The 20,764-nt window shown below is 77.6% G+C and carries 5 protein-coding genes; 4 read left to right on the plus strand and 1 reads right to left on the minus strand.

The annotated features are described in order from the left end of the window. Positions 1-151 precede the first annotated feature (151 nt). The 3 genes from ACVMYR_RS27240 to ACVMYR_RS27250 are packed head-to-tail and all read left to right on the plus strand — an operon-like array spanning position 152 to position 17,741. On the plus strand, positions 152-15,175 hold the full coding sequence (locus ACVMYR_RS27240) for an SDR family NAD(P)-dependent oxidoreductase (RefSeq protein ID WP_457123114.1): 15,024 nt from the start codon (positions 152-154) through the stop codon (positions 15,173-15,175). Positions 15,176-15,210: 35 nt separating this feature from the next. Beyond that, positions 15,211-16,830: a bifunctional 3-(3-hydroxy-phenyl)propionate/3-hydroxycinnamic acid hydroxylase MhpA gene (gene mhpA, locus ACVMYR_RS27245; RefSeq protein WP_457123115.1), complete on the plus strand. Its 1,620-nt coding sequence runs from the start codon at positions 15,211-15,213 to the stop codon at positions 16,828-16,830. A 23-nt stretch (positions 16,831-16,853) separates the two neighbouring features. Beyond that, positions 16,854-17,741, plus strand: a complete 888-nt coding sequence (locus ACVMYR_RS27250; RefSeq protein WP_077937012.1) for an SAM-dependent methyltransferase — start codon at positions 16,854-16,856, stop codon at positions 17,739-17,741. Positions 17,742-17,796: 55 nt separating this feature from the next. Here ACVMYR_RS27250 and ACVMYR_RS27255 read toward each other — a convergent pair whose 3' ends face one another. After that, on the minus strand, positions 17,797-18,555 hold the full coding sequence (locus tag ACVMYR_RS27255; RefSeq protein WP_077937013.1) for a thioesterase II family protein: 759 nt from the start codon (positions 18,553-18,555) through the stop codon (positions 17,797-17,799). A gap of 286 nt (positions 18,556-18,841) precedes the next feature. Between ACVMYR_RS27255 and ACVMYR_RS27260 the strand changes: the two genes are divergently transcribed. Continuing rightward, the coding region (locus tag ACVMYR_RS27260; protein WP_457123116.1) for a type I polyketide synthase at positions 18,842-20,764 on the plus strand (1,923 nt) is incomplete at its 3' end.

The raw sequence follows: 20,764 nt of genomic DNA on the forward strand, positions 1-20,764 counted from the left end.
TCGCGCCGGTCGGTCGGCGGCCGGAACTGGGGACGGGTTAGGGGTGCGACAGGGGTAGGTCGCCGCCACGACGCTGGGAAGACTTGTGCCGTTACGGCGAGCGAGGTCTACGCCGCGGATGGGGAGTCTCGCCGAGCGGACGGATGGTGACATGCTTCGGAGCGACCTGGTCCAGCCGTTGCCCGGTCTGCTGAAGGCGCACGCGGAGGAGTTCGGGGACCGGGTCGCGTTCCGCGACGACCGCCGCGCCGTCCGGTACGCCGAGCTGGCGGCGCGTACCGCCCGGCTGGCCGGGCACCTCGCGGCGGCGGGCGTGGGCCGGGGCGAGCGGGTGGCGTTCTGCCTGGGCAACCGGGTGGAGACGGTCGAGACGTGGCTGGCGGTCACCCGGGCCGCCGCGGTCGGCGTACCCCTGAACCCGCGCTGCACCGACGCGGAGCTGGCCCATCTGCTGGACGACTCGGGCGCGGTGCTGGTCGTCACCGACCCGGAGCACCTCGACCAGTTGCTGCGGCTGCGCGCCGACCGTCCCGCCCTGCGCCTCTGGGTCACCGGCGACGGCGTCGTCGGCGACGACGTGGCCGCCTGGGGCGAGCTGGTCGACGCCGAACCGGGCGTGCCGGCCCGCGACGACCTGGGCCTCGACGAGGTCGCCTGGATGCTCTACACCTCGGGCACGACGGGCCGGCCCAAGGGCGTGCTCTCCACGCAGCGCACCTGCCTGTGGTCGGTGGCGTCCTGCTACGTGCCGATCCCCGGCCTCACCGGCGACGACCGGGTCGTGTGGCCGCTGCCGCTGTTCCACAGCCTGTCCCACATCGGTTGCGTGCTCAGCGTCACCGCCGTCGGCGCGAGCGCCCGGCTCGTCGACGGCTTCTCCGCCGACGACGTGCTGGCCGCCGTCGCCGAGGACTCCGCGACGGTGCTGGCCGGCGTGCCCGCCATGTACCACCACCTGGTCACCGCCGCCCGCAGCACCGGCTTCCGCGCCCCCGACCTGCGGGTGTGCCTGGTCGGCGGGGCGATCACCACGGGGGCGCTGCGCCGGGCGTTCGAGGAGGTCTTCGACGCGCCGCTGCTCGACGCGTACGGCAGCACCGAGACCTGCGGCTCGATCGCGATCACCCGCCCGGACCGGCCCCGGGTCGAGGGCTCCTGCGGGCAGCCCGTGCCCGGCGTCGAGGTGCGCCTGGTCAGCCCGCAGACCGGGGTGGACGTCCCGGCCGGCGTCGAGGGCGAGGTGTGGGTACGCGGCCCGAGCGTGATGCTCGGCTACCACGGCCTGCCCGAGGTGACCGCCGCCGCGCTGCGCGACGGCTGGTACCGCACCGGGGACCTGGCCCGCCGCGACGCCGACGGCAACCTCTTCGTCACCGGCCGGCACCAGGAGCTGATCATCCGGGGCGGGGAGAAGATCCACCCGGCCGAGGTGGAGGACGCGCTGCGCTCGGTGCCCGGCGTCGCCGACGTGGCGGTCACCGGCCGGCCGCACGAGGTGCTCGGCGAGGTGCCGGTGGCGTTCGTCGTACCCGGCCCGGACGGGTTCGACCCCGCCGAGGCGTACGCGGCCTGCCGGGAGCGGCTGTCCTACTACAAGGTCCCCGACGCGCTCTACGAGATCGACCAGGTGCCCCGCACCGCGTCCGGCAAGGTCACCCGCCGGCTGCTGCTGGCACGGCCGGCGCGGCTGCGCGCGGTCAACGGCGGCCACCACGACACGCTCAGCCGGGTCACCTGGCAGCCGCTGGACCTGGCCAGCGCCGAGCCCGCCGCCGAGGCCAGCGCCGAGCCTGCCCCCGGGCCGCGCCGCTGGGCGGTCGTCGGGCCGGGCGCCGCGGCCCTCGTCGAGGCGCTGGCCGTGGCGTCGGCGGGCGACGTGTTCCGGGCGTACCCGGATCTCGCCGCGCTGGGCGACGACCCGGAGGCGCCCGACGTGGCGCTGCTGCCGGCCGGCGTCGCCGACCCGCCGAACCTCGCCGGGCGGCTGGGCGACCTGCTCGCCGACGCCCGGTACGCCGGCACCCGGCTCGCGCTGCTGACCACCGGCGCCGTCGACGCGTCCACTCCCGACCGCCCCGACGACCCCGACCTGGTGCCGGCGGCCGTGGCGGCGTGGGCGTGGGGGCGCTGCCTGCACGCCGCGTACCCGGATCGGGTCGTGCTGGTCGACCGGGACGCCGACGACCTGTCGCTGGCCCTGGTGCCGGCGGCCGTGGTCACCGGCGTCGCGCAGGTCGCGCTGCGCGCCGGCGCGGCCCGGCGCCCGGTCCTCGGTCCGGCCCCCGCCCGCGCGCCCCGCCGGCCGGCGACGGTGGTCGACCCGGCCTCCCCGGCGGTGGTGACCGGGGTCGACGGGCCGACCGGCGCGGCGCTGGCCCGGCACCTGGTCGCCGCGCACGGCGCCCGCCGGCTGCGGCTGGCGCCCGCCGGCCCGCCCGACGCCGCCGCCCTGCGGCGACTCGTCGCGGACCTGACCGACGCGGGCGCGACGGTCACCCCGCTGGATCCCGATTCCGCGTCCGCCGAGACCGGTGCCGCGTCCGCCGACGGGCCGCTCGGCGCGGTCCTGCTCTGTCCGTCGGCCGCCGACCTCGCCGACGACGCCGCCGTCGCGGCGCTGCTGACCCTCGCCGGGACGCTCGACGCCCGGACCCGGCACGCCGCCGCCACGGCGTTCACCGTCGCCGTCCCGGCGGCCCTGCTGCTCGGCGCGGCCGGGCGGGAGCGCGCGGCCGCGGCCGTCGCGGCGCTGCACGCCCTCGTCGCCCGCCGCCGCGCGGCGGGCCTGCCCGCCCGGCTGATCGGCACGACCGACCCGGCCGCGCAGGCGGAGCCGGCCGATTCCGCCGCACCGGCGCAGCCGACCGACGCCGCCGGCCGACCGGTCGGCCCCGCCGCGCCGCCGCACGCCGCCGCCGGTGCCCCGGCGGGCGGGACCGCCGTCGACCTCGCCGCGTTCGACGCCGCCCACGACGGCGACGACCCCGTGCTGCTCGCCGTGCCGGCCGACGCGACCCACCCCGCCTGGCGGCCCCCCGCCCGCGCGGCGGGCGAGGGCGGTGACGCGGCCGACGCCGCCGAGCTGCGCCGCCGGCTGGCCGGCCTGACCACCGCCGAGGGTGACCGGCTCCTGCTCGACCTGGTGCGCGCCGCCACCGCCGACGTCGCCGGCCTGCCCGGCCCGGCCGCCGTCCGCCCCGGCCGCGCGTTCAAGGAACTGGGCTTCACCTCCGTCGGCGCGGTCGCCCTGCGCGACCGGCTGGCCCGGGCCACCGGGGTACGGCTGTCCGCCACGGCCGCGTTCGACCACCCGAGCCCGGACGCCCTCGCCCGGCACGTCGCCGCCCGGCTGCGCGGCGGCCCGGACGCCCCCGTCGCCCCGGCCGGGCCGGCCACCGCGCCCGACGCCGACGATCCCGTGGTCATCGTCGCGATGGCCTGCCGCCTGCCCGGCGGGGTGGGTTCCCCGCAGGAGCTGTGGGACCTGGTCGTCGAGGGCCGGGAAGGGCTGACCGGGTTCCCCACCGACCGGGGCTGGGACCTGGCGCACCTGTTCTCCGACGACCCCGACGCCCCCGGCACCTCGTACGTGCGCGTCGGCGGGTTCCTGCCCGACGCGGCGGACTTCGACGCCACCCTGTTCTCGATCAGCCCTCGCGAGGCGCTGGCCATGGACCCGCAGCAGCGGCTGCTGCTGGAGACCTCCTGGGAGCTGTTCGAGCGCGCCGGCATCGACCCCACCTCGCTGCGGGGCAGCGCCACCGGCGTCTTCACCGGCGTCATGCACCACGACTACGCCGCCAACCTGCGCCAGGCCCCGCCCGGCACCGAGGGCTACCTGGGCGTCGGCACCGCCGGCAGCGTCGTCTCGGGGCGGGTCGCGTACGCGCTGGGGCTGGAGGGGCCGGCGGTCACCGTGGACACCGCCTGCTCGTCGTCGCTGGTGTCGCTGCACCTGGCCGCCCAGGCGCTGCGCGCCGGGGACTGCGACCTCGCGGTCGCCGGTGGCGTCGCGGTGATGGGCACCCCGCAGGCGTTCGTCGAGTTCAGCCGGCAGCGCGGGCTCGCCCCCGACGGCCGGTGCAAGGCGTTCGCCGACGCCGCCGACGGCACGGGCTGGTCCGAGGGCGTCGCCGTGCTGCTGCTGGAACGCCGCTCCGCCGCCCGCCGCAACGGCCACCCGGTGCTCGCCGTGCTGCGCGGCAGCGCGGTCAACTCCGACGGGGCGTCCAACGGGCTGACCGCCCCCAACGGCCCCGCCCAGGAACGGGTCATCCGGCGGGCGCTGGCCAACGCCGGGCTCACCGGAGCCGACGTGGACGTCGTGGAGGCGCACGGCACCGGCACCCGGCTCGGCGACCCGATCGAGGCGCAGGCGCTGCTGGCCACCTACGGTGCGGGGCGCGGCGACGCCGAGCCGCTGCGGCTGGGCTCGCTGAAGTCGAACCTCGGCCACACCCAGGCCGCCGCCGGCGCCGCCGGGGTGATCAAGATGGTGCTCGCCCTGCGGCACGGCACCCTGCCGGCGACCCTGCACGTGGACGCCCCGACGTCCGAGGTGGACTGGGCCGGCGGCGCGGTGGAGCTGCTCACCGAGGCGCGCCCGTGGCCGGCGGTGGACCGGCCGAGACGGGCGGGCATCTCGTCGTTCGGCATCAGCGGCACCAACGCCCACGTGATCATCGAGGCGCCCCCCGCCGACGACGAGGAGGCCACCGCCGCCGACGCCGCCGACCTGGCCGCCCCGAGCGCCATCACCCGCCGGCCGCCGGTCCCGTGGCCGCTGTCCGCCGCCACCGGCGAGGCGCTGCGCGACCAGGCGGCGCGCCTGCTCACCTGGCTCGACGGCCCCGGCGCGGACGCCGACCCGGCCGACGTCGGGCACGCGCTGGCCACCACCCGCGCCGCCCTGGAGCACCGGGCCGTGGTGCTGGCCGGCGACCCGGCCGCCGCCCGCGCCGGGCTGACCGCGCTGACCCGGGGCGAGGCGGAACCCGACACCGCCGCCGTGCTCACCGGCCGCGTCGCCGACGGCCGGCTCGGCCTGCTCTTCGGCGGGCAGGGCGGCCAGCGCCCCGGGATGGGCCGCGAGCTGCGGGCCGCGTACCCGGTCTTCGCGGAGGCGTTCGACGCCGCCTGCGCCGAGCTGGACCGCTGCCTCGCCGGGCACGCCCCGCACCCCGTCGCCGACGTGGTCGCCGCCGCCGACGGCACCGACCTCGCCGCCCGGCTCGACGACACCCTCTACACCCAGCCGGCCCTGTTCGCCTTCGAGGTGGCCCTCCACCGGCTGCTGGAGTCCTGGGGCGTACGCCCCGACGCGCTGCTCGGCCACTCCGTCGGCGAGCTGGCCGCCGCGCACGTCGCCGGGGTGTTCTCCCTCGCCGACGCGGCGGCGCTGGTGGCCGCCCGCGCCCGGCTGATGCAGCAGCTCCCCGACGGCGGCGCGATGGTCGCCGTGGAGGCCGACGAGGCGGAGGTGGCCGCCCACCTCACCGACCGGGTGGGACTCGCCGCCGTCAACGGGCCGAGCAGCGTCGTCCTCTCCGGCGACACCGACGCGGTGCTGGCCGTCGCCGCGACCCTGCGCGCCGCCGGCCGGCGCACCAGCCGGCTGCGGGTGTCGCACGCGTTCCACTCGCCGCGCATGGAGCCGATGCTCGACGCGTTCCGCGCCGTGGCCGCCGGCCTCACCTACCGCACCCCGCACCTGCCCGTGGTGTCCAACGTGACCGGTCGGCCGGTCGACCCGGCCCGGCTCTGCTCGCCGGAGCACTGGGTGGAGCACGTGCGCGGCACCGTCCGCTTCCTCGACGGGATGCGCGCCCTGCGCGGGCTGGGGGTCACCACGTTCCTGGAGGTCGGCCCCGGCGGGGTGCTCACCGCGATGGCCCAGGACTGCCTCGCCGACGACACCGCCGACGAGCTGGCCTTCGTGCCCGCCGTGCGGACCGTCGACGGCGAACCGGACGCGCTGGTCGCCGCCGTGGCGCGGCTGCACGTGCGTGGCGTCGCCGTGGACCCCGCCGCCCCCGCCGGCCCAGGGCCGCGTCGCCGGGTCGACCTGCCCACGTACGCGTTCGCGCGCCGGCACTACTGGCTGCCGTACTCGGCGGTGGCCGGCGGGCCCGCCGACGTGGGACTGGCCGACGCCGGGCACCCGCTGCTCGGCGCGGTGCTGCCCGTCGCCGGCACCGGGCAGGTCGTCTGCACCGGGCGGGTCGCCGTCGCCACCCACCCGTGGCTGGTCGCGCCCGACGCCGACGGGCCGGCGCTGCTGCCCGCCACCGCCCTGCTGGACGTGTTCGCCCACCTCGGCGTGCTGCTCGACCTGCCCACCGTGGAGCGGCTGCGCGTCCCCGCGCCGGTGCCGCTGCCCGCCGGCCTCTCCGTCGACGTGCAGGTCACCGTCGACGCGCCCGACGAGCACCCGCGCCGGGTGGCGCGCTGCCACGTGCGGGCCGCCGACGGCCAGCCGTGGCGGGAGGTCGCCGAGGCCGTCCTCGCCCCCGGCGACCACCAGGCCGGACCGGCCGCCGCCGCGGCGGTGTGGCCGCCCACCGGGGCCCGGCCCGTCGATCTGGACACCCCGCAGCGGCGGGCGCTCGCCGGCGACCTGGCCCGGGCCGCGTGGGTCGCGGGGGACCGGCTCTGCGTCGACGTACGCCTGCCGGAGGACGCCCGGGACGCCGACGCCGACCGGTACGCGGTGCACCCGCTGGTGCTGGACGCGGCCCTGCGCCTGCTCCCGATCGCCGGCTTCGCCCCCGCCGCCGGGGCCACGGCGCGGCCGACCGCGACCGACTGGGCGGGGGTGCGCGTGCACGCCACCGGCGCGCACGCCCTGCGGGTCGTGCTCGCCCCCGCCGGGGCGGACGCGGTCACCCTCTCCGCCGTCGACGACGCCGGTGACCCCGTGCTCGACGTGGAGCGGGTGGTGCTGCGCGCCGTGGCCGCCCCGACCCCCGACGGCCCGGCCCCCGCCGCCCCCGCCGGCCTGTACGCCGTGGACTGGCTGCCCGCCGCCGCCCCGGCGACGCCGGTGCCCGCCTGGGCGCTCGCCGACGGCGCGCCGCCGGCCGGCCCGCTGCCGCCGCTGCTGGTGCTGCGGGTCGGCGACGGCGACCCGGCCGCACCGGTGCCCGACCGGGCGCACGCCGTCGGCCTGGACACCCTCGGCGTGCTCCAGCGCTGGCTGGCCGACCCCCGCGCCGAGAGCACCCGGCTCGCCGTCGCCGTCCGCGACGGCGACCCCGCGCACGCGACCGTCGCCGGGCTGGTCCGCGTCGCCCAGGCCGAGCACCCCGACCGGTTCCTGCTGCTGCGCCTCGACGCGGCCGACGACGCGGGGATCCGCACGGCCCTGGCCGCCGGCCCCGACGAGCCGGAGGTCGCCGTCCGCGACGGCCGGGCCCTGCTGCCCCGGCTGCGCCCCGTCGAGCCCCCCGCCGCAGGCTCCCCGGCCCCGACCGGCGGCACGCCCGCGCCCGCTCCCGGCCCGCAGCCGGCGGCCGGCTCGACCGCTCCCGGCCCGCTGCCCGCGCTGGCCGGCGGGACCGTCCTCGTCACCGGCGGCACCGGCGGGATCGGCCGGCACGTCGCCACCCACCTCGCCACCGTCCACGGCGTCGCCGAGCTGGTGCTGGTGAGCCGCACCGGCCGGCACGCCGACTGGATGGACGCGCTCACCGCCGCCGGGACGACCGTGCGGGTCGTCGCCGCCGACGTCGCCGACCGGGCCGCCCTCGACGCGGTCCTCGCCCCGCTCGCCGGCCGGCTCACCGCCGTCGTGCACGCCGCCGGGGCCACCGACGACGCCCTGCTCACCGGCCTCGACGCCGCCCGCTGGGAGCGGGCCCTGCGGTCCAAGGTGCACGGCGCGTGGCACCTGCACGAGCTGACCGCCGGCCTCGACCTGGCCGCGTTCGTGCTGTTCTCCTCCGCGTCGGCCGTGTTCGGCAGCCCCGGGCAGGGCAACTACGCGGCCGGCAACGCGTTCCTCGACGCCCTCGCCGCGCACCGCCGCGCCCACGGCCTGCCCGCCACCGCCCTGGCCTGGGGCCTGTGGGCCACGCCCGAGGGGATGGCCGGCGCGCTCACCGCCGCCGACCTGGCCCGCCTCGCCCGGGGCGGCACCCGCCCCCTGGACACCGCCGCCGGCCTGGCCCTGTTCGACGCCGCCCTGCACGCCGACCGGCCCGCGCTGGTGCCGATCGGGCTGGACCTGGCCGCCGTCCGGGCCGCCGGGGAGGCGCCCGCCCTGCTGCGGGCCCTGCTGCCCCCGCCGCCGCGCCGGGCCGTCAACGCCGACCCCGCGCCCGCGTCCGCCGCCGGGTTCGCCGACCGGCTCGCCGGCCGCACCGAACCCGAACGGGCCGCCGCGCTGCTCGACCTGGTGCGCGCCCGGTGCGCCACCGTCGTCGGGCACGCCGGCGGCGAGCAGATCGAGCCGCGCCGCCCGTTCAAGGACCTCGGCTTCGACTCGCTGATGGCCGTGGAGCTGAGCAACCGGCTCTCCGCCGCCACCGGCGTCCGGCTCGCCCCGCACGCCGTGTTCAACCACCCCACCCCGGAGCTGCTCGCCGCGCACCTGCACGCCCGGCTGCTCGGCACCACCGCCGCCGAGGTCGCCGACGCCGCCACCGTCGCCGCCGACGAACCCGTCGCCGTCGTCGCCATGGCCTGCCGGTTCCCCGGCGGCATCGGCTCGCCCGAACAACTGTGGCGGCTGCTCGACGGCGGCGGCGACGTCATCGGCGACCTGCCCACCGACCGGGGCTGGCCCGACCTGTACGACCCGGTCCCCGGCACCCCCGGCCGCACCTACGTGCGCTCCGGCGGGTTCCTCACCGGCATCGCCGACTTCGACGCCGCGTTCTTCGGCATCAGCCCCCGCGAGGCGCTGGCCATGGACCCGCAGCACCGGCTGCTGCTGGAAACCTCCTGGGAGGCCCTGGAACGCGCCGGCATCGACCCCGGGACCCTGCGCGGCAGCCGCACCGGCGTGTTCGCCGGCACCCACGGGCAGGACTACGCCGACCAGATCGCCCCCGGCGTCGCCTCCGACGACGGGGAGACCACCGCCGACGAGGGACACCTGCTCACCGGCACCGCCGGCAGCGTCCTGTCCGGCCGGGTCGCGTACGCCCTCGGGCTGGAGGGGCCCGCCGTCACCGTCGACACCGCCTGCTCGGCGTCGCTGGTCGCGCTGCACCTGGCCGCGCAGGCGCTGCGCGCCGGCGACTGCGACCTGGCCCTCGCGGGCGGCGTGTCGGTGCTGTCCAGCCCCGCCGGCCTCACCGGGTTCAGCCGCCAGCGCGGCCTCGCCGCCGACGGCCGGTGCAAGGCGTTCGCCGAGGACGCCGACGGGTTCGGCATGTCCGAGGGCGTCGGCGTGCTCGTCGTGGAACGCCTCTCCGACGCCCGCCGCCGCGGCCACCCCGTCCTCGCGCTGATCCGGGGCACCGCCGTCAATCAGGACGGGGCGTCCAACGGGCTGACCGCCCCCAACGGGCCCTCCCAGGAGCGGGTCATCCGGGCCGCGCTGGCCGCCGCCGGCCTCACGCCCGCCGACGTGGACGCCGTCGAGGCCCACGGCACCGGCACCCCGCTGGGCGACCCGATCGAGGCCGAGGCGATCCTCGCCACCTACGGCCAGCGCCCCGCCGACGCCCCGCCGCTGCTGCTCGGCTCCGTCAAGTCCAACCTCGGGCACACCCAGGCCGCCGCCGGCGTCGCCGGGGTGCTGAAGATGGTCCTCGCCATGCGGCACGGCGTCCTGCCCCGCACCCTGCACGCCCAGCGGCGCACCACCCGCGTCGACTGGGCCGCCGGCTCCGTGGAGCTGCTCACCGAGGCCCGCCCGTGGCCGCGCGCCGACCGGCCCGCCCGCGCCGGCATCTCCTCCTTCGGCATCAGCGGCACCAACGCCCACGTCGTCGTCGAGGCCGTCGCCGCCGAGCCGGAGCCCGACCCCGCCCCGCCCGCCGACCCCGCCGCCCTGCCGTGGCTGCTGTCCGCGCGTACCCCCGAGGCGCTGGCCGGGCAGGCCCGCCGGCTGCGCGACCACCTCGCCGACCACCCCGACCAGCCGCCCCGCGACGCGGCCTGGTCGCTGGCCACCACCCGGGCCGCGTTCGACACCCGGGCCGTGGTCGTCGCCGCCGAACCCGACCGGGTCGCCGCCGCCCTCGACGCGCTCGCCGCCGGCCGCCCCGACCCCGACCTGGTACGCGGCGACGCCACCGCCGCCGGGAAGGTCGTGTTCGTCTTCCCCGGCCAGGGCTCCCAGTGGCCCGGCATGGGCCTCGACCTGCTCGATGCGGCACCCGTGTTCGCCGAGCGGATGGCCGCCTGCGACGCGGCCCTGCGCCCCCACCTGGGCTTCTCCGTGCTCGACGTGCTGCGCCAGGCCCCCGACGCGCCCAGCCTCGACCGGGTCGACGTGGTGCAGCCGGCCCTGTTCGCGACGATGGTGTCGCTGGCCGAGCTGTGGCGCTCCCACGGCGTGCGGCCCGCCGCCGTCGTCGGCCACTCGCAGGGCGAGATCGCCGCCGCCTGCGTCGCCGGGGTGCTCTCGCTGCCCGACGCGGCGAAGGTGGTGGCGCTGCGCAGCCGCGCGATCCGGGCCCTGGCCGGGCACGGGGCGATGGCGTCCGTGGCGCTGCCCGCCGACGTGGTCCGCGACCGCATCGCCCGCCACGGCGACGCCGTCGCCGTCGCCGCCGTCAACGGGCCCGCCGCCGTCGTCGTCTCCGGCGAGGAGGCCGCCGTCGAGGAGGTGCTCGCCGAGCTGGCCGCCGACGGGGCCCGGGTGCGCCGCATCGCCGTCGACTACGCCTCCCACTCCGCCCAGGTGGAACGGATCCGCGCCGACCTGGCCGAGGCGCTGGCCGGCATCAGCCCCGGCCCGGCCGCCGTGCCGCTGTTCTCCACCACCGACCTGCGCTGGCTCGACGGGCCGGAGCTGGGCCCCGACTACTGGTACCGCAACCTGCGCCAGCCCGTCGAGCTGCACCGGGCCGTGGCGGAGCTGGCCGCGCTCGGCCACGACACGTACGTCGAGTGCAGCCCCCACCCGGTGCTCACCGTCGGCATCACCGAGACCCTCGCCGAGCACGACGCCCCGCACGTCGTCGTCGGCTCCCTGCAGCGCGACCAGGGCGACCGGGCCCGGTTCCTGCTCTCCGCCGCCCAGCTGCACGTGCGCGGCGTCGCCGTCGACTGGCGGCCCGCCCTGGCCGGCGGCCGGCGCGTCGACCTGCCCACGTACGCGTTCGAGCACCGCCGCTACTGGCCCCGGCCCGCCACCGGCCCCGGCGACGTCGGCGCGGCCGGCCTCGACGCCGCCGGGCACCCGCTGCTCGGCGCGTCCGTGGCGCTGGCCGAGGCGCGCGGGCACCTGTTCACCGGCCGGATCGCCGCCGGCGCGCCGGCGTGGCTGGCCGACCACCGGGTCGGCGAGACGGTGCTGGTGCCCGGCACCGGCCTGGTCGAGCTGTGCCTGCGCGCCGGCGACGAGGTCGGCTGCCCCGTCCTCGACGAGCTGGTCATCGAGGCCCCGCTCGCGCTGCCCGCCGACGCCGCCGGCAACCCCGGAACCGGCCCGGCCGGCGCCGCCGGCAACCCGGGACCGGGTCGCGCCGCCACCCAGGTGCAGCTCACCGTCGGCGCGGCCGACGACGCCGGCCGTCGCCCCGTCGCCGTGCACTCCCGCCCCGCCGACGCCCCGCCCGGCACGCCGTGGACGCGGCACGCCAGCGCGACGCTCTCCGCCGCGCAGCCCGCCCCGCCCGCCGCCGGCCTCGCCGCCTGGCCGCCGCCGCACGCCCGCCCCGCCGACCTCACCGGCTTCTACGCCGGGCTCGCCGCCGACGGCTACGCGTACGGACCGGCGTTCCAGGGGCTGCGCGCCGTGTGGACCGGTGACGACGAGGTGTACGCCGAGGTGGAACTGCCCGCCGGGCAGCGCGCCGACGCCGACCGGTACCACCTGCACCCGGCCCTGCTCGACGCCGCCCTGCACGCCGCGCACCTCGGCGGCATCGGCGACGCCGGCCCCGACCGGCTGCTGCTGCCGTTCGCCTGGAACGGCGTCGCCCTGCACGCCGCCGGCGCGTCCGCGCTGCGGGTCCGGCTCACCCGGGTCGCCCCGCACGCGATCGCGCTGACCGTCGCCGACGCCACCGGCGCACCCGTGGCCGAGGTGGCGTCGCTGGCGATGCGCCCCATCTCCCGCGCCGAACTCGGCACCCGCGACGCCGCCGTCGACGACGCGCTGTTCCGCCTCGACTGGCAGCCCCTGGCCGCGCCGGAGACCCCCGCCCCGGCCCGCGTCGTCGCGCTCGGCCGGGCCGTCGGCGCGTTCCCGCACCACGCCGACCCGGCGGCGCTCGCCCGCGCCGTGGACGGCGGCGCGGCCCCACCCGACGCGGTCCTCGCCCCGCTGGGCTGGTCCGACGCCCCCGCGGCCGGCGCGCCCGACGTGCCTGACGTGCCCGTCGCGTCCGACGCGTTCGCGGGGGAGCCCGACCGGGCGCGGGCCGTCGCCGCAGAGGCGCTCGCCCTCGTCCAGGCGTGGCTGGCCGACCCCCGCTGGGCGGCCACCCCGCTGGTGCTGCTCACCCGGGGTGCGGTCGGCGTGCACAGCCCCGCCGAGGTCGACGACCCCGACGCCGCCACCGCCTGGGGGCTCGTCCGCACCGCCCAGTCCGAGCACCCCGACCGGTTCGTCCTGCTCGACGCCGACACCCCGCCCACCGACGCCGAGCTGACCGCCGTCCTCGCCGCCGCAGAACCCCAGGTGGCGCTGCGCGCCGGCACCCCGTACGCCCCCCGGCTGGCCCGCCGCGTGGAGGCCGCGACGCTCACCCCGCCGGCCGGCGCGACCGCCTGGCGGCTCGACACCACGGCGCGCGGCAGCCTGGAGAACCTCACCCTCGCGCCCACCGACGCCGCCGACGCCCCCCTCGGGCCCCTCGACGTGCGGGTGCGGGTCCGCGCCGCCGGCCTCAACTTCCGCGACGTGCTCAACGCGCTCGGCCTCTACCCCGGCGACCCCGGGCCGCCCGGCGGCGAGGCCGCCGGCGTCGTCACCGAGGTCGGCGCGGACGTCACCGACCTGCGCCCCGGCGACCGGGTCCTCGGCGTCTTCGTCGGCTGCTTCGGCCCCGTCGCCGTCACCGACCGCCGGCTGCTCGCGCCGGTGCCCGACGGCTGGACGTACGCCCAGGCCGCGTCCGTGCCGGTGGTGTTCCTCACCGCCTACCACGGGCTGGTCAACCTGGCCGGGCTGCGGGCCGGCGAGTCCGTGCTCGTGCACGCCGCCGCCGGTGGCGTCGGCATGGCCGCCGTGCAACTCGCCCGCCACCTCGGCGCGACCGTCTACGCCACCGCCAGCCCCGGCAAGTGGCCCGCCCTGCGCGCGATGGGCATCCCCGACAGCCACCTCGCCTCGTCGCGCACCCTCGACTTCGAACCGCACTTCCTCGCCACCAGCGGCGGACGCGGCGTCGACGTCGTCCTCGACTCCCTCGCCCGGGAGTTCGTCGACGCGTCCCTGCGGCTGCTGCCGCGCGGCGGCCGGTTCGTCGAGATGGGCAAGACCGACCTGCGCGACCCCGACCGGGTCGCCGCCGACCACCCCGGCGTCGCCTACCAGGCGTACGACCTGACCACCGTGGACCCCGACGAGACCCAGCGGATGCTCGTCGAGCTGATGGGCCTGTTCGCCGCCGGCAGGCTGACCCCGCTGCCGGTGCGCGCCTGGGACGTCCGGCAGGCCCCCGACGCGTTCCGCCACGTCCAGCAGGCCCGGCACGTCGGCAAGGTGGTGCTCACCGTGCCGGCCCCGTGGGACCCCGACGGCACCGTCCTGCTCACCGGCGGCACCGGCCTGCTCGGCGGCCTCGTCGCCCGCCGCCTCGTCACCGGCCACGGGGTGCGGCACCTGCTGCTCGCCAGCCGGGGCGGCCCCGACGCACCCGGCGTCGCCGAGCTGACCGCCGAGCTGACCGCCCTCGGTGCGACCGTCACCGTGGCCGCCGCCGACGTCGCCGACCGCGCCGCCGTGGCCCGGCTCGTCGCCGCCGTGCCCGCCGAGCGTCCGCTCACCGCCGTCGTGCACCTCGCCGGGGTCCTCGACGACGGCGTGGTCACCGCGCTCACCCCCGACCGCCTCGACACCGTCTTCGCCCCCAAGGTGGACGCCGCCCGGCACCTCGACGAGGCCACCCGCCACCTCGACCTCGCCGGGTTCGTGCTGTTCTCCTCCGGCGCCGGGGTGTTCGGCGTGCCCGGCCAGGGCAACTACGCCGCCGCCAACGCCTACCTCGACGCCCTCGCCACCCGCCGGCGCGGCGCGGGCCTGCCCGCCCAGTCGTACTCGTGGGGCCTGTGGGAGCAGGCCAGCGCGATGACCGCGAAGCTGGACCGCGCCGACCCCCGGATCACCGCCCGCGACGGGCAGCTCGCGATCTCCTCCGACCTGGGCATGGCGCTGTTCGACGCCGGGCTCGCCGCCCCCGAGGAACACCTCGTGCCCACCCGGGTCGACGTGACCGCCCTCGCCGGCCGGGCCAGCGTGCCCGCGCTGATGCGCGGCCTCGTCCGACGCGCTCGCCCCCGGGCCCGCGCCGAGGCAGCCCCCGGCGGCCGGGACCTCGCCGGCCGGCTGCGCGCCCTCACCACCGGCGAGCAGTCCGCCCTGCTGCTGGACCTGGTCCGCGCCGAGGCGGCCACCGTCCTCGGCCACACCAGCCCCGACGCCGTCAAACCCGCCCAGGCGTTCAACGAGATCGGCTTCGACTCGCTGACCGCCGTCGAGCTGCGCAACCGGCTCACCGAGGCCACCGGCCACCGGCTGCCCGCCACCGCCATCTTCGACTACCCGGACCCGACCGCGCTGGCCGGCTTCCTGCGCGCCCAGCTCGTGCCCGACGGCGGCCAGGCCGCGCCGGCCATCCTCGCCGAGCTGGAGAGCCTGGAACGGTCCCTGGCCGAGACGGTCGTCGAGGCGGAGCTGCACACCCAGGTCGCGGCCCGGCTGGAGGTGCTGGTCGCCAAGTGGCGCACCATGCGCGGCGCGTCCGCCACCGACCACGACCTGGACCTGGACCTCGACCAGGCCAGCGACGACGAGATCTTCAGCCTGATCGACACGGAACTCGGGCTGTGACGCCCGACCCGACGCGCGGACCCGGGGGGACGGCGATGACCGACGTACTGATCGTGGGCTACGGCCCGGTGGGCCAGGTGGCGGCGATCCTGCTCGCCCAGCGCGGCTTCACCGTGCAGGTGGTGGAGAAGTGGGCCACCCCCTACAGCATGCCCCGCGCCGTCTCCTACGACGGCGAGGCCAGCCGCATCCTCGCCGCCTGCGACCTCGGCGACACCCTCGACCCGGTGTGCGAGCTGTCCGGCGAATACACCTGGAAGAACGGCTTCGGCCGCACCCTGCTGCACGTCAAGGTCGCCGAGGACGGCCCGACGGGCTGGCCCGACTCGATCTCCTTCTACCAGCCCGGCCTGGAGGCCGCCCTCGCCGCACGCGGCGCGGCCCTGCCCGGCGTACGGGTGCTGCGCGGCGTCGAGGTGACCGACCTCGCCGACCACGGCGACCACGTCGAGGTGGCCGCCGTCGACGCCGACGGCACGCCCCGCACCTTCACCGCCGACTGGGTGCTCGGCTGCGACGGCGCCAACAGCTTCGTCCGCCGCTGGCTCGGCGCGACCGTCACCGACCTCGGGTTCGGCTACGGCTGGCTGGTCTGCGACGTCGTGCTGAACGAGCCCGTCGAGTTCAAGCCCAACAACCTGCAGATCTGCGACCCGGCCCGCCCCCGCACCGCCGTCTCCGCCGGCCCCGACCACCGGCGGTGGGAGTTCATGCGGGTGCCGGGGGAGACCCTGGAGGAGTTCCAGACCGAGGCCAGCGTGTGGCGGCTGCTCGGCCTGTTCGACATCACCCCCGCCACCGCCCGCCTCGACCGGTACGGCGTCTACACCACCCAGGCCTGCTACGCCGACACGTGGCGCTCCGGGCGGGTGTTCCTCGCCGGGGACGCCGCCCACGTCATGCCGCCCTTCCTCGGCCAGGGCATGAGCTCCGGCTTCCGCGACGTCATCAACCTGGCCTGGAAGCTGGACCTGGTGCGCCGGGGACTCGCCGACGCCACCCTGCTCGACACGTACGAGGTGGAACGCAAGGCGCACGTGCAGCACGCCATCCGGATGTCCATCGACTCCGGCAAGGTGATCTGCGAGACCGACCCGAAGCAGGCCGCCGGCCGCGACTCGGTGATGCTCGCCGCGCTGCGCCGCCGTACCCAGTCCAAGCACGCCCGGTCGCTGCGCGAGGCCATCGTCGACGGGGTGCTGCACCGCCGCCCCGACGGCACGCCCGCCCCGCGAGCCGGCGACCCCGTACCCCAGGGGCGGGTGGCCGCCGGCGGTCGCACCGGGCGCTTCGACGACGTCGTCGGCGGCGGCTTCGTGCTGATCACCCGCGCCGACCCGGCCGCCGGGGGCGATCCGGCCGCCGCCCTCGACGACGCCGCCACCGCGTTCCTCGACGCCCTCGGCGTCCGCTGGGTCACCGTCCGCCCCGCCGACGCCGCCGCACCCGCGATGCCCGCCGACGCCGACGCGGCCGGCACCGACGTCGTCGACCTCGACGACGTCTACCTCACCTACCTGGCCGGCGCGGACGCCGACGCCGTGCTGGTCCGGCCCGACTTCTACGTCTTCGGCGTCGCCGCCGGCCCCACCGGCCTGGCCGCCCTGGTGGACGACCTGCGCCAGCAGGTCTCCGCCCGGGTGCCGCAACCCTGACCACCTGCTGCGCAAGGAGTGACATGCTGGAGAACCTCCGCACCCTCGGCCGGGTCATCCGCACCCTGGCCACGAAGGACCCGGTGACCCGGGTCCGCCGCTTCTACGAGATCCAGTCCCCGAACGTGGAGTTCGCCGCCCGCACCACCCGCTACATGAACGTCGGCTACTGGGAGGACGGCGTCACCAGCCTCGACGTGGCCGGCGAGGCGCTGGCCATGAAGCTCGCCGACGCGGCCGGCTTCAAGCCCGACGACACCGTCCTCGACGTCGGCTTCGGCTACGGCGACCAGGACTTCGCCTGGCTGCGCGAGCGCCGCGTCGCCAAGGTGCACGGCATCAACGTCACCCCCCGCCACGTCGAGCACGCCCAGCAGCGCGCCCGCCGCGAGGGCCTGGCCGAGCAGGCCGAGTTCCAGCTCGGCAACGCCCTCGCGCTGCCCTTCGCCGACGGCACCTTCGACCGGGTCGTCGCCCTGGAGTCGGCGTTTCACTTCTATCCGCGCAGCGCCTTCTTCGCCGAGGCGTTCCGGGTGCTCAAGCCCGGCGGCACCCTCGCCACCGCCGACATCATCCCGCTCAGCAACGACACCGCCCGCATGTCGATCAACTCGGGCCCGCTGAGCTTCATCAAGTTCAGCATCCCCGACGAGAACTGGCACGACCGCGCCGGCTACGCCGAGCAGCTCACCGCCGCCGGCTTCGCCAACGCCGACGTGCAGTCCATCCAGGACCGCACCTGGGAGGGCTGGCGGCGGTTCCAGGCCAGCCGCCCGTCCGACCCCGCGTTCCAGGCCGAGGCCGACCGCAGCGCCGTCAAGGGCATGGCCAACCACTGGCGCGACGAGACGCTCATCAAGAAGGAACTCGCGCTGCTCGACTACGTCATCGCCGTCGCGCACAAGCCGTGACACCGACGCGGCCCCCGCCGGTGTCCGGCGGGGGCCGCGCCACGAACCACTGCCGTCAGGACACCGGCGTACGCGCCAGAGCCGCCGAGATCGTACGCAGGATCGCCGGCTGGTGCTGCGCCAGGAAGAAGTGCCCACCCGGGAACACCTGAAGGTCGAACGCGCCCGTGGTGTGCCGCTCCCACGCCCGCGCCTCGTCGACCGTCGTCTTCGGGTCGGCGTCGCCGGTGAACACCGTCACCGGGCAGCCCAGCTTCGGCCCCGGCGTGTACTCGTACGTCTCCGCCGCCCGGTAGTCGTTGCGGATCGCCGGCAGCGCCGCCCGCAGCAGCTCCGCGTCGCCGAGCACCGCCGAGTTCGTGCCGCTGAGCCTGCGGACGTCGGCGAGCAGCCCCTCGTCGTCGAGCAGGTGCACCGTCTCGTGCCGGGGGCACGACGGGGCCCGCCGCCCGGACGGGAACAGGTGCGCCGCCGACGCGCCCGTCTCCGCCTCTATCAGCCGCGCCACCTCGAAGCCCAGCGTCGCGCCCATGCTGTGCCCGAAGATCGCCAGCGGCTGGTCCAGCCACGGCCGCAGCACCCCGAACACCTGCCGGGCCAGCTCCGGCAGATTGTCCACGCACGGCTCCTGGCGGCGGTCCTGCCGCCCCGGATACTGGATCGCGAGCACCTCCACCGCCGGCGACAGCGCCCGCGACACGGGGAAGTAGAAACTCGCGGACCCACCGGCGTGCGGCAGGCACACCAGCCGCCGCGCCCCGGCCGGCGCCGGGTGGAACCGGCGGACCCACAGGCCGTTGTCTGAGTCGGTCATGCGTACACGCGGTCCTTCCAGCGGTGGTGCCGGGATCCGCCGGCACCGGTGCGATCAAAAGGACGCTAATCGGATCCACCGGGGGCGGCCACCCCTAGCGGACCGCCGCGCGGGTTAGGGGTTGTCGCAGGTCATCGCGACGCCATAGCTTTCCCCGGCAGAGGGGACCCGGGGGCTGCCGGCCGCATTGTGCAAAGGACGTAGAACCGATCTGGCCTGAGGAATTCGCGCATTCGTCCCGTCGCCTACGTCAGGTCTCCGCCGGCCACCGCGATGGGTCAGGTTGATGGACACCGAAGAGAAGCTCCGGGAGTATCTGAAGAGGGTCACCACCGACCTGCGGCGGACCCGGCAACGCCTCCGCGACGTCGAGGACGCCGCCGGGCAGCCGATCGCCATCGTCGGGATGGCCTGCCGCTTCCCCGGCGGGATCACCTCGCCCGACGCGCTGTGGGACCTCGTCGCCGCCTCCGGCGACGCCGTCGGCCCCTTCCCCGCCGACCGGGGCTGGGACCTCACCGACCTGCACGACCCGACCCGCGAGCGCCCCGGCACCTCCTGCGTCGCCGAGGGCGGCTTCGTCCACGACGCCGGTGACTTCGACCCCCGGTTCTTCGGCATCTCCCCCCGCGAGGCCCTCGCCATGGACCCGCAGCAGCGGCTGCTGCTGGAGGTGTCCTGGGAGGCGTTCGAGTCCGCCGGGATCGACCCGACCGGGCTGCGCGGCGGCCGCGTCGGCGTGTTCGCCGGCCTCACCCACGGCGACTACGCCGCCGGGGCCACCGACGTGCCCGACGGCGTCGTCGACTACCTCGGCCTCGGCAACGCCGGCAGCATCAGCTCCGGCCGGGTGGCTTACGCCCTCGGGTTCGAGGGCCCGGCCGTCACCGTCGACACCGCCTGCTCGTCGTCGCTGGTCGCCCTGCACCTGGCGGCGCAGTCGCTGCGCTCCGGCGAATCCGACCTGGCCCTGGCCGGCGGCGTCACCGTGATGCCCACCCCCGCCGTCTTCGTCGACTTCACCCGGCAGGGCAACCTGTCCATGTCGGCCCGCTGCAAGGCGTTCGCCGACGGCGCCGACGGCACCGCCCTCGCCGAGGGCGTCGGCATCCTCCTCGTGGAACGCCTCGACGACGCCCGCCGGCTCGGCCACCGCGTCCTCGCCGTGGTGCGCGGCACCGCGGTGAACCAGGACGGTGCGTCGAACGGGCTCACCGCGCCGAACGGTCCGTCGCAGCAGCGGGTGATCCGGCAGGCCCTGGCGAATGCGCGGCTGGCCCCGGCCGACGTGGACGTGGTGGAGGCGCACGGGACGGGCACGACCCTCGGTGACCCGATCGAGGCGCAGGCGCTGCTCGCCACCTACGGCCAGGACCGTGCCACGCCGCTGCTGCTGGGGTCGATCAAGTCGAACCTCGGCCACCCCCAGGCCGCGGCCGGCGTCGCCGGGGTGATCAAGATGGTGCAGGCGATGCGGCACGGCCTCGTCCCCGCCACCCTGCACGTCGACGCCCCGTCGTCCAAGGTGGACTGGTCCGTCGGCGCGGTCACCCTCGCGACCGAACCGACGCCGTGGCCGACGGCCGACCGGCCGCGTCGGGCGGCGGTGTCGTCGTTCGGGATCTCCGGCACCAACGCGCACGTGATCGTCGAGCAGGCGGAGCCGGCCGGGGCCGAGGGGGCCGGGCCGGTGGCGTTGCCGGTGGTGCCGTGGCTGGTGTCGGCGCGCGCGGCCGACGCCCTCGCCGGGCAGGCGGGCCGGCTGGCCGCGCATGTCCGGGAGCAGTCCGGGCTGTCGCCGGTCGACGTGGGCTGGTCGCTGGCGACGTCGCGGGCCGCCCTGGAGCACCGGGCGGTGCTCCTCGGCACCGACCGCGACGCCCTGCTGTCCGGGCTGGACGCGCTTATCGCCGGCGAGACCGCCCCGGGTGTGTTCACCGGCGAGGTTTCGTCGGGCCGCCGGGCGTTGTTGTTCACGGGTCAGGGTGCGCAGCGGTCGGGGATGGGTCGGGAGTTGTATGACCGGTTCCCGGTGTATGCGGAGGCGTTCGATCGGGTGTGTGCCCTGTTCGCGGGTCGCCTTGACCGGTCGTTGCGGGAGGTGGTGTTCGCGGAGCCGGGCTCCGGCCTGGCTGCCCTGTTGGATCAGACGGCGTTCACGCAGGCGGGTCTGTTCGCTCTGGAAGTGGCGTTGCACGAGCTGTTGGGG

The organism is Micromonospora sp. PTRAS2, from assembly GCF_054052245.1.

What these genes read in the sequence shown, in the direction of transcription:
- ACVMYR_RS27240 (WP_457123114.1), top strand. Translation starts at nt 152, where the DNA reads ATGCTTCGGAGCGACCTGGTCCAGCCGTTGCCCGGTCTGCTGAAGGCG.
- mhpA (WP_457123115.1), top strand. Translation starts at nt 15,211, where the DNA reads ATGACCGACGTACTGATCGTGGGCTACGGCCCGGTGGGCCAGGTGGCG.
- ACVMYR_RS27250 (WP_077937012.1), top strand. Translation starts at nt 16,854, where the DNA reads ATGCTGGAGAACCTCCGCACCCTCGGCCGGGTCATCCGCACCCTGGCC.
- ACVMYR_RS27255 (WP_077937013.1), bottom strand. Translation starts at nt 18,555, where the DNA reads ATGACCGACTCAGACAACGGCCTGTGGGTCCGCCGGTTCCACCCGGCG.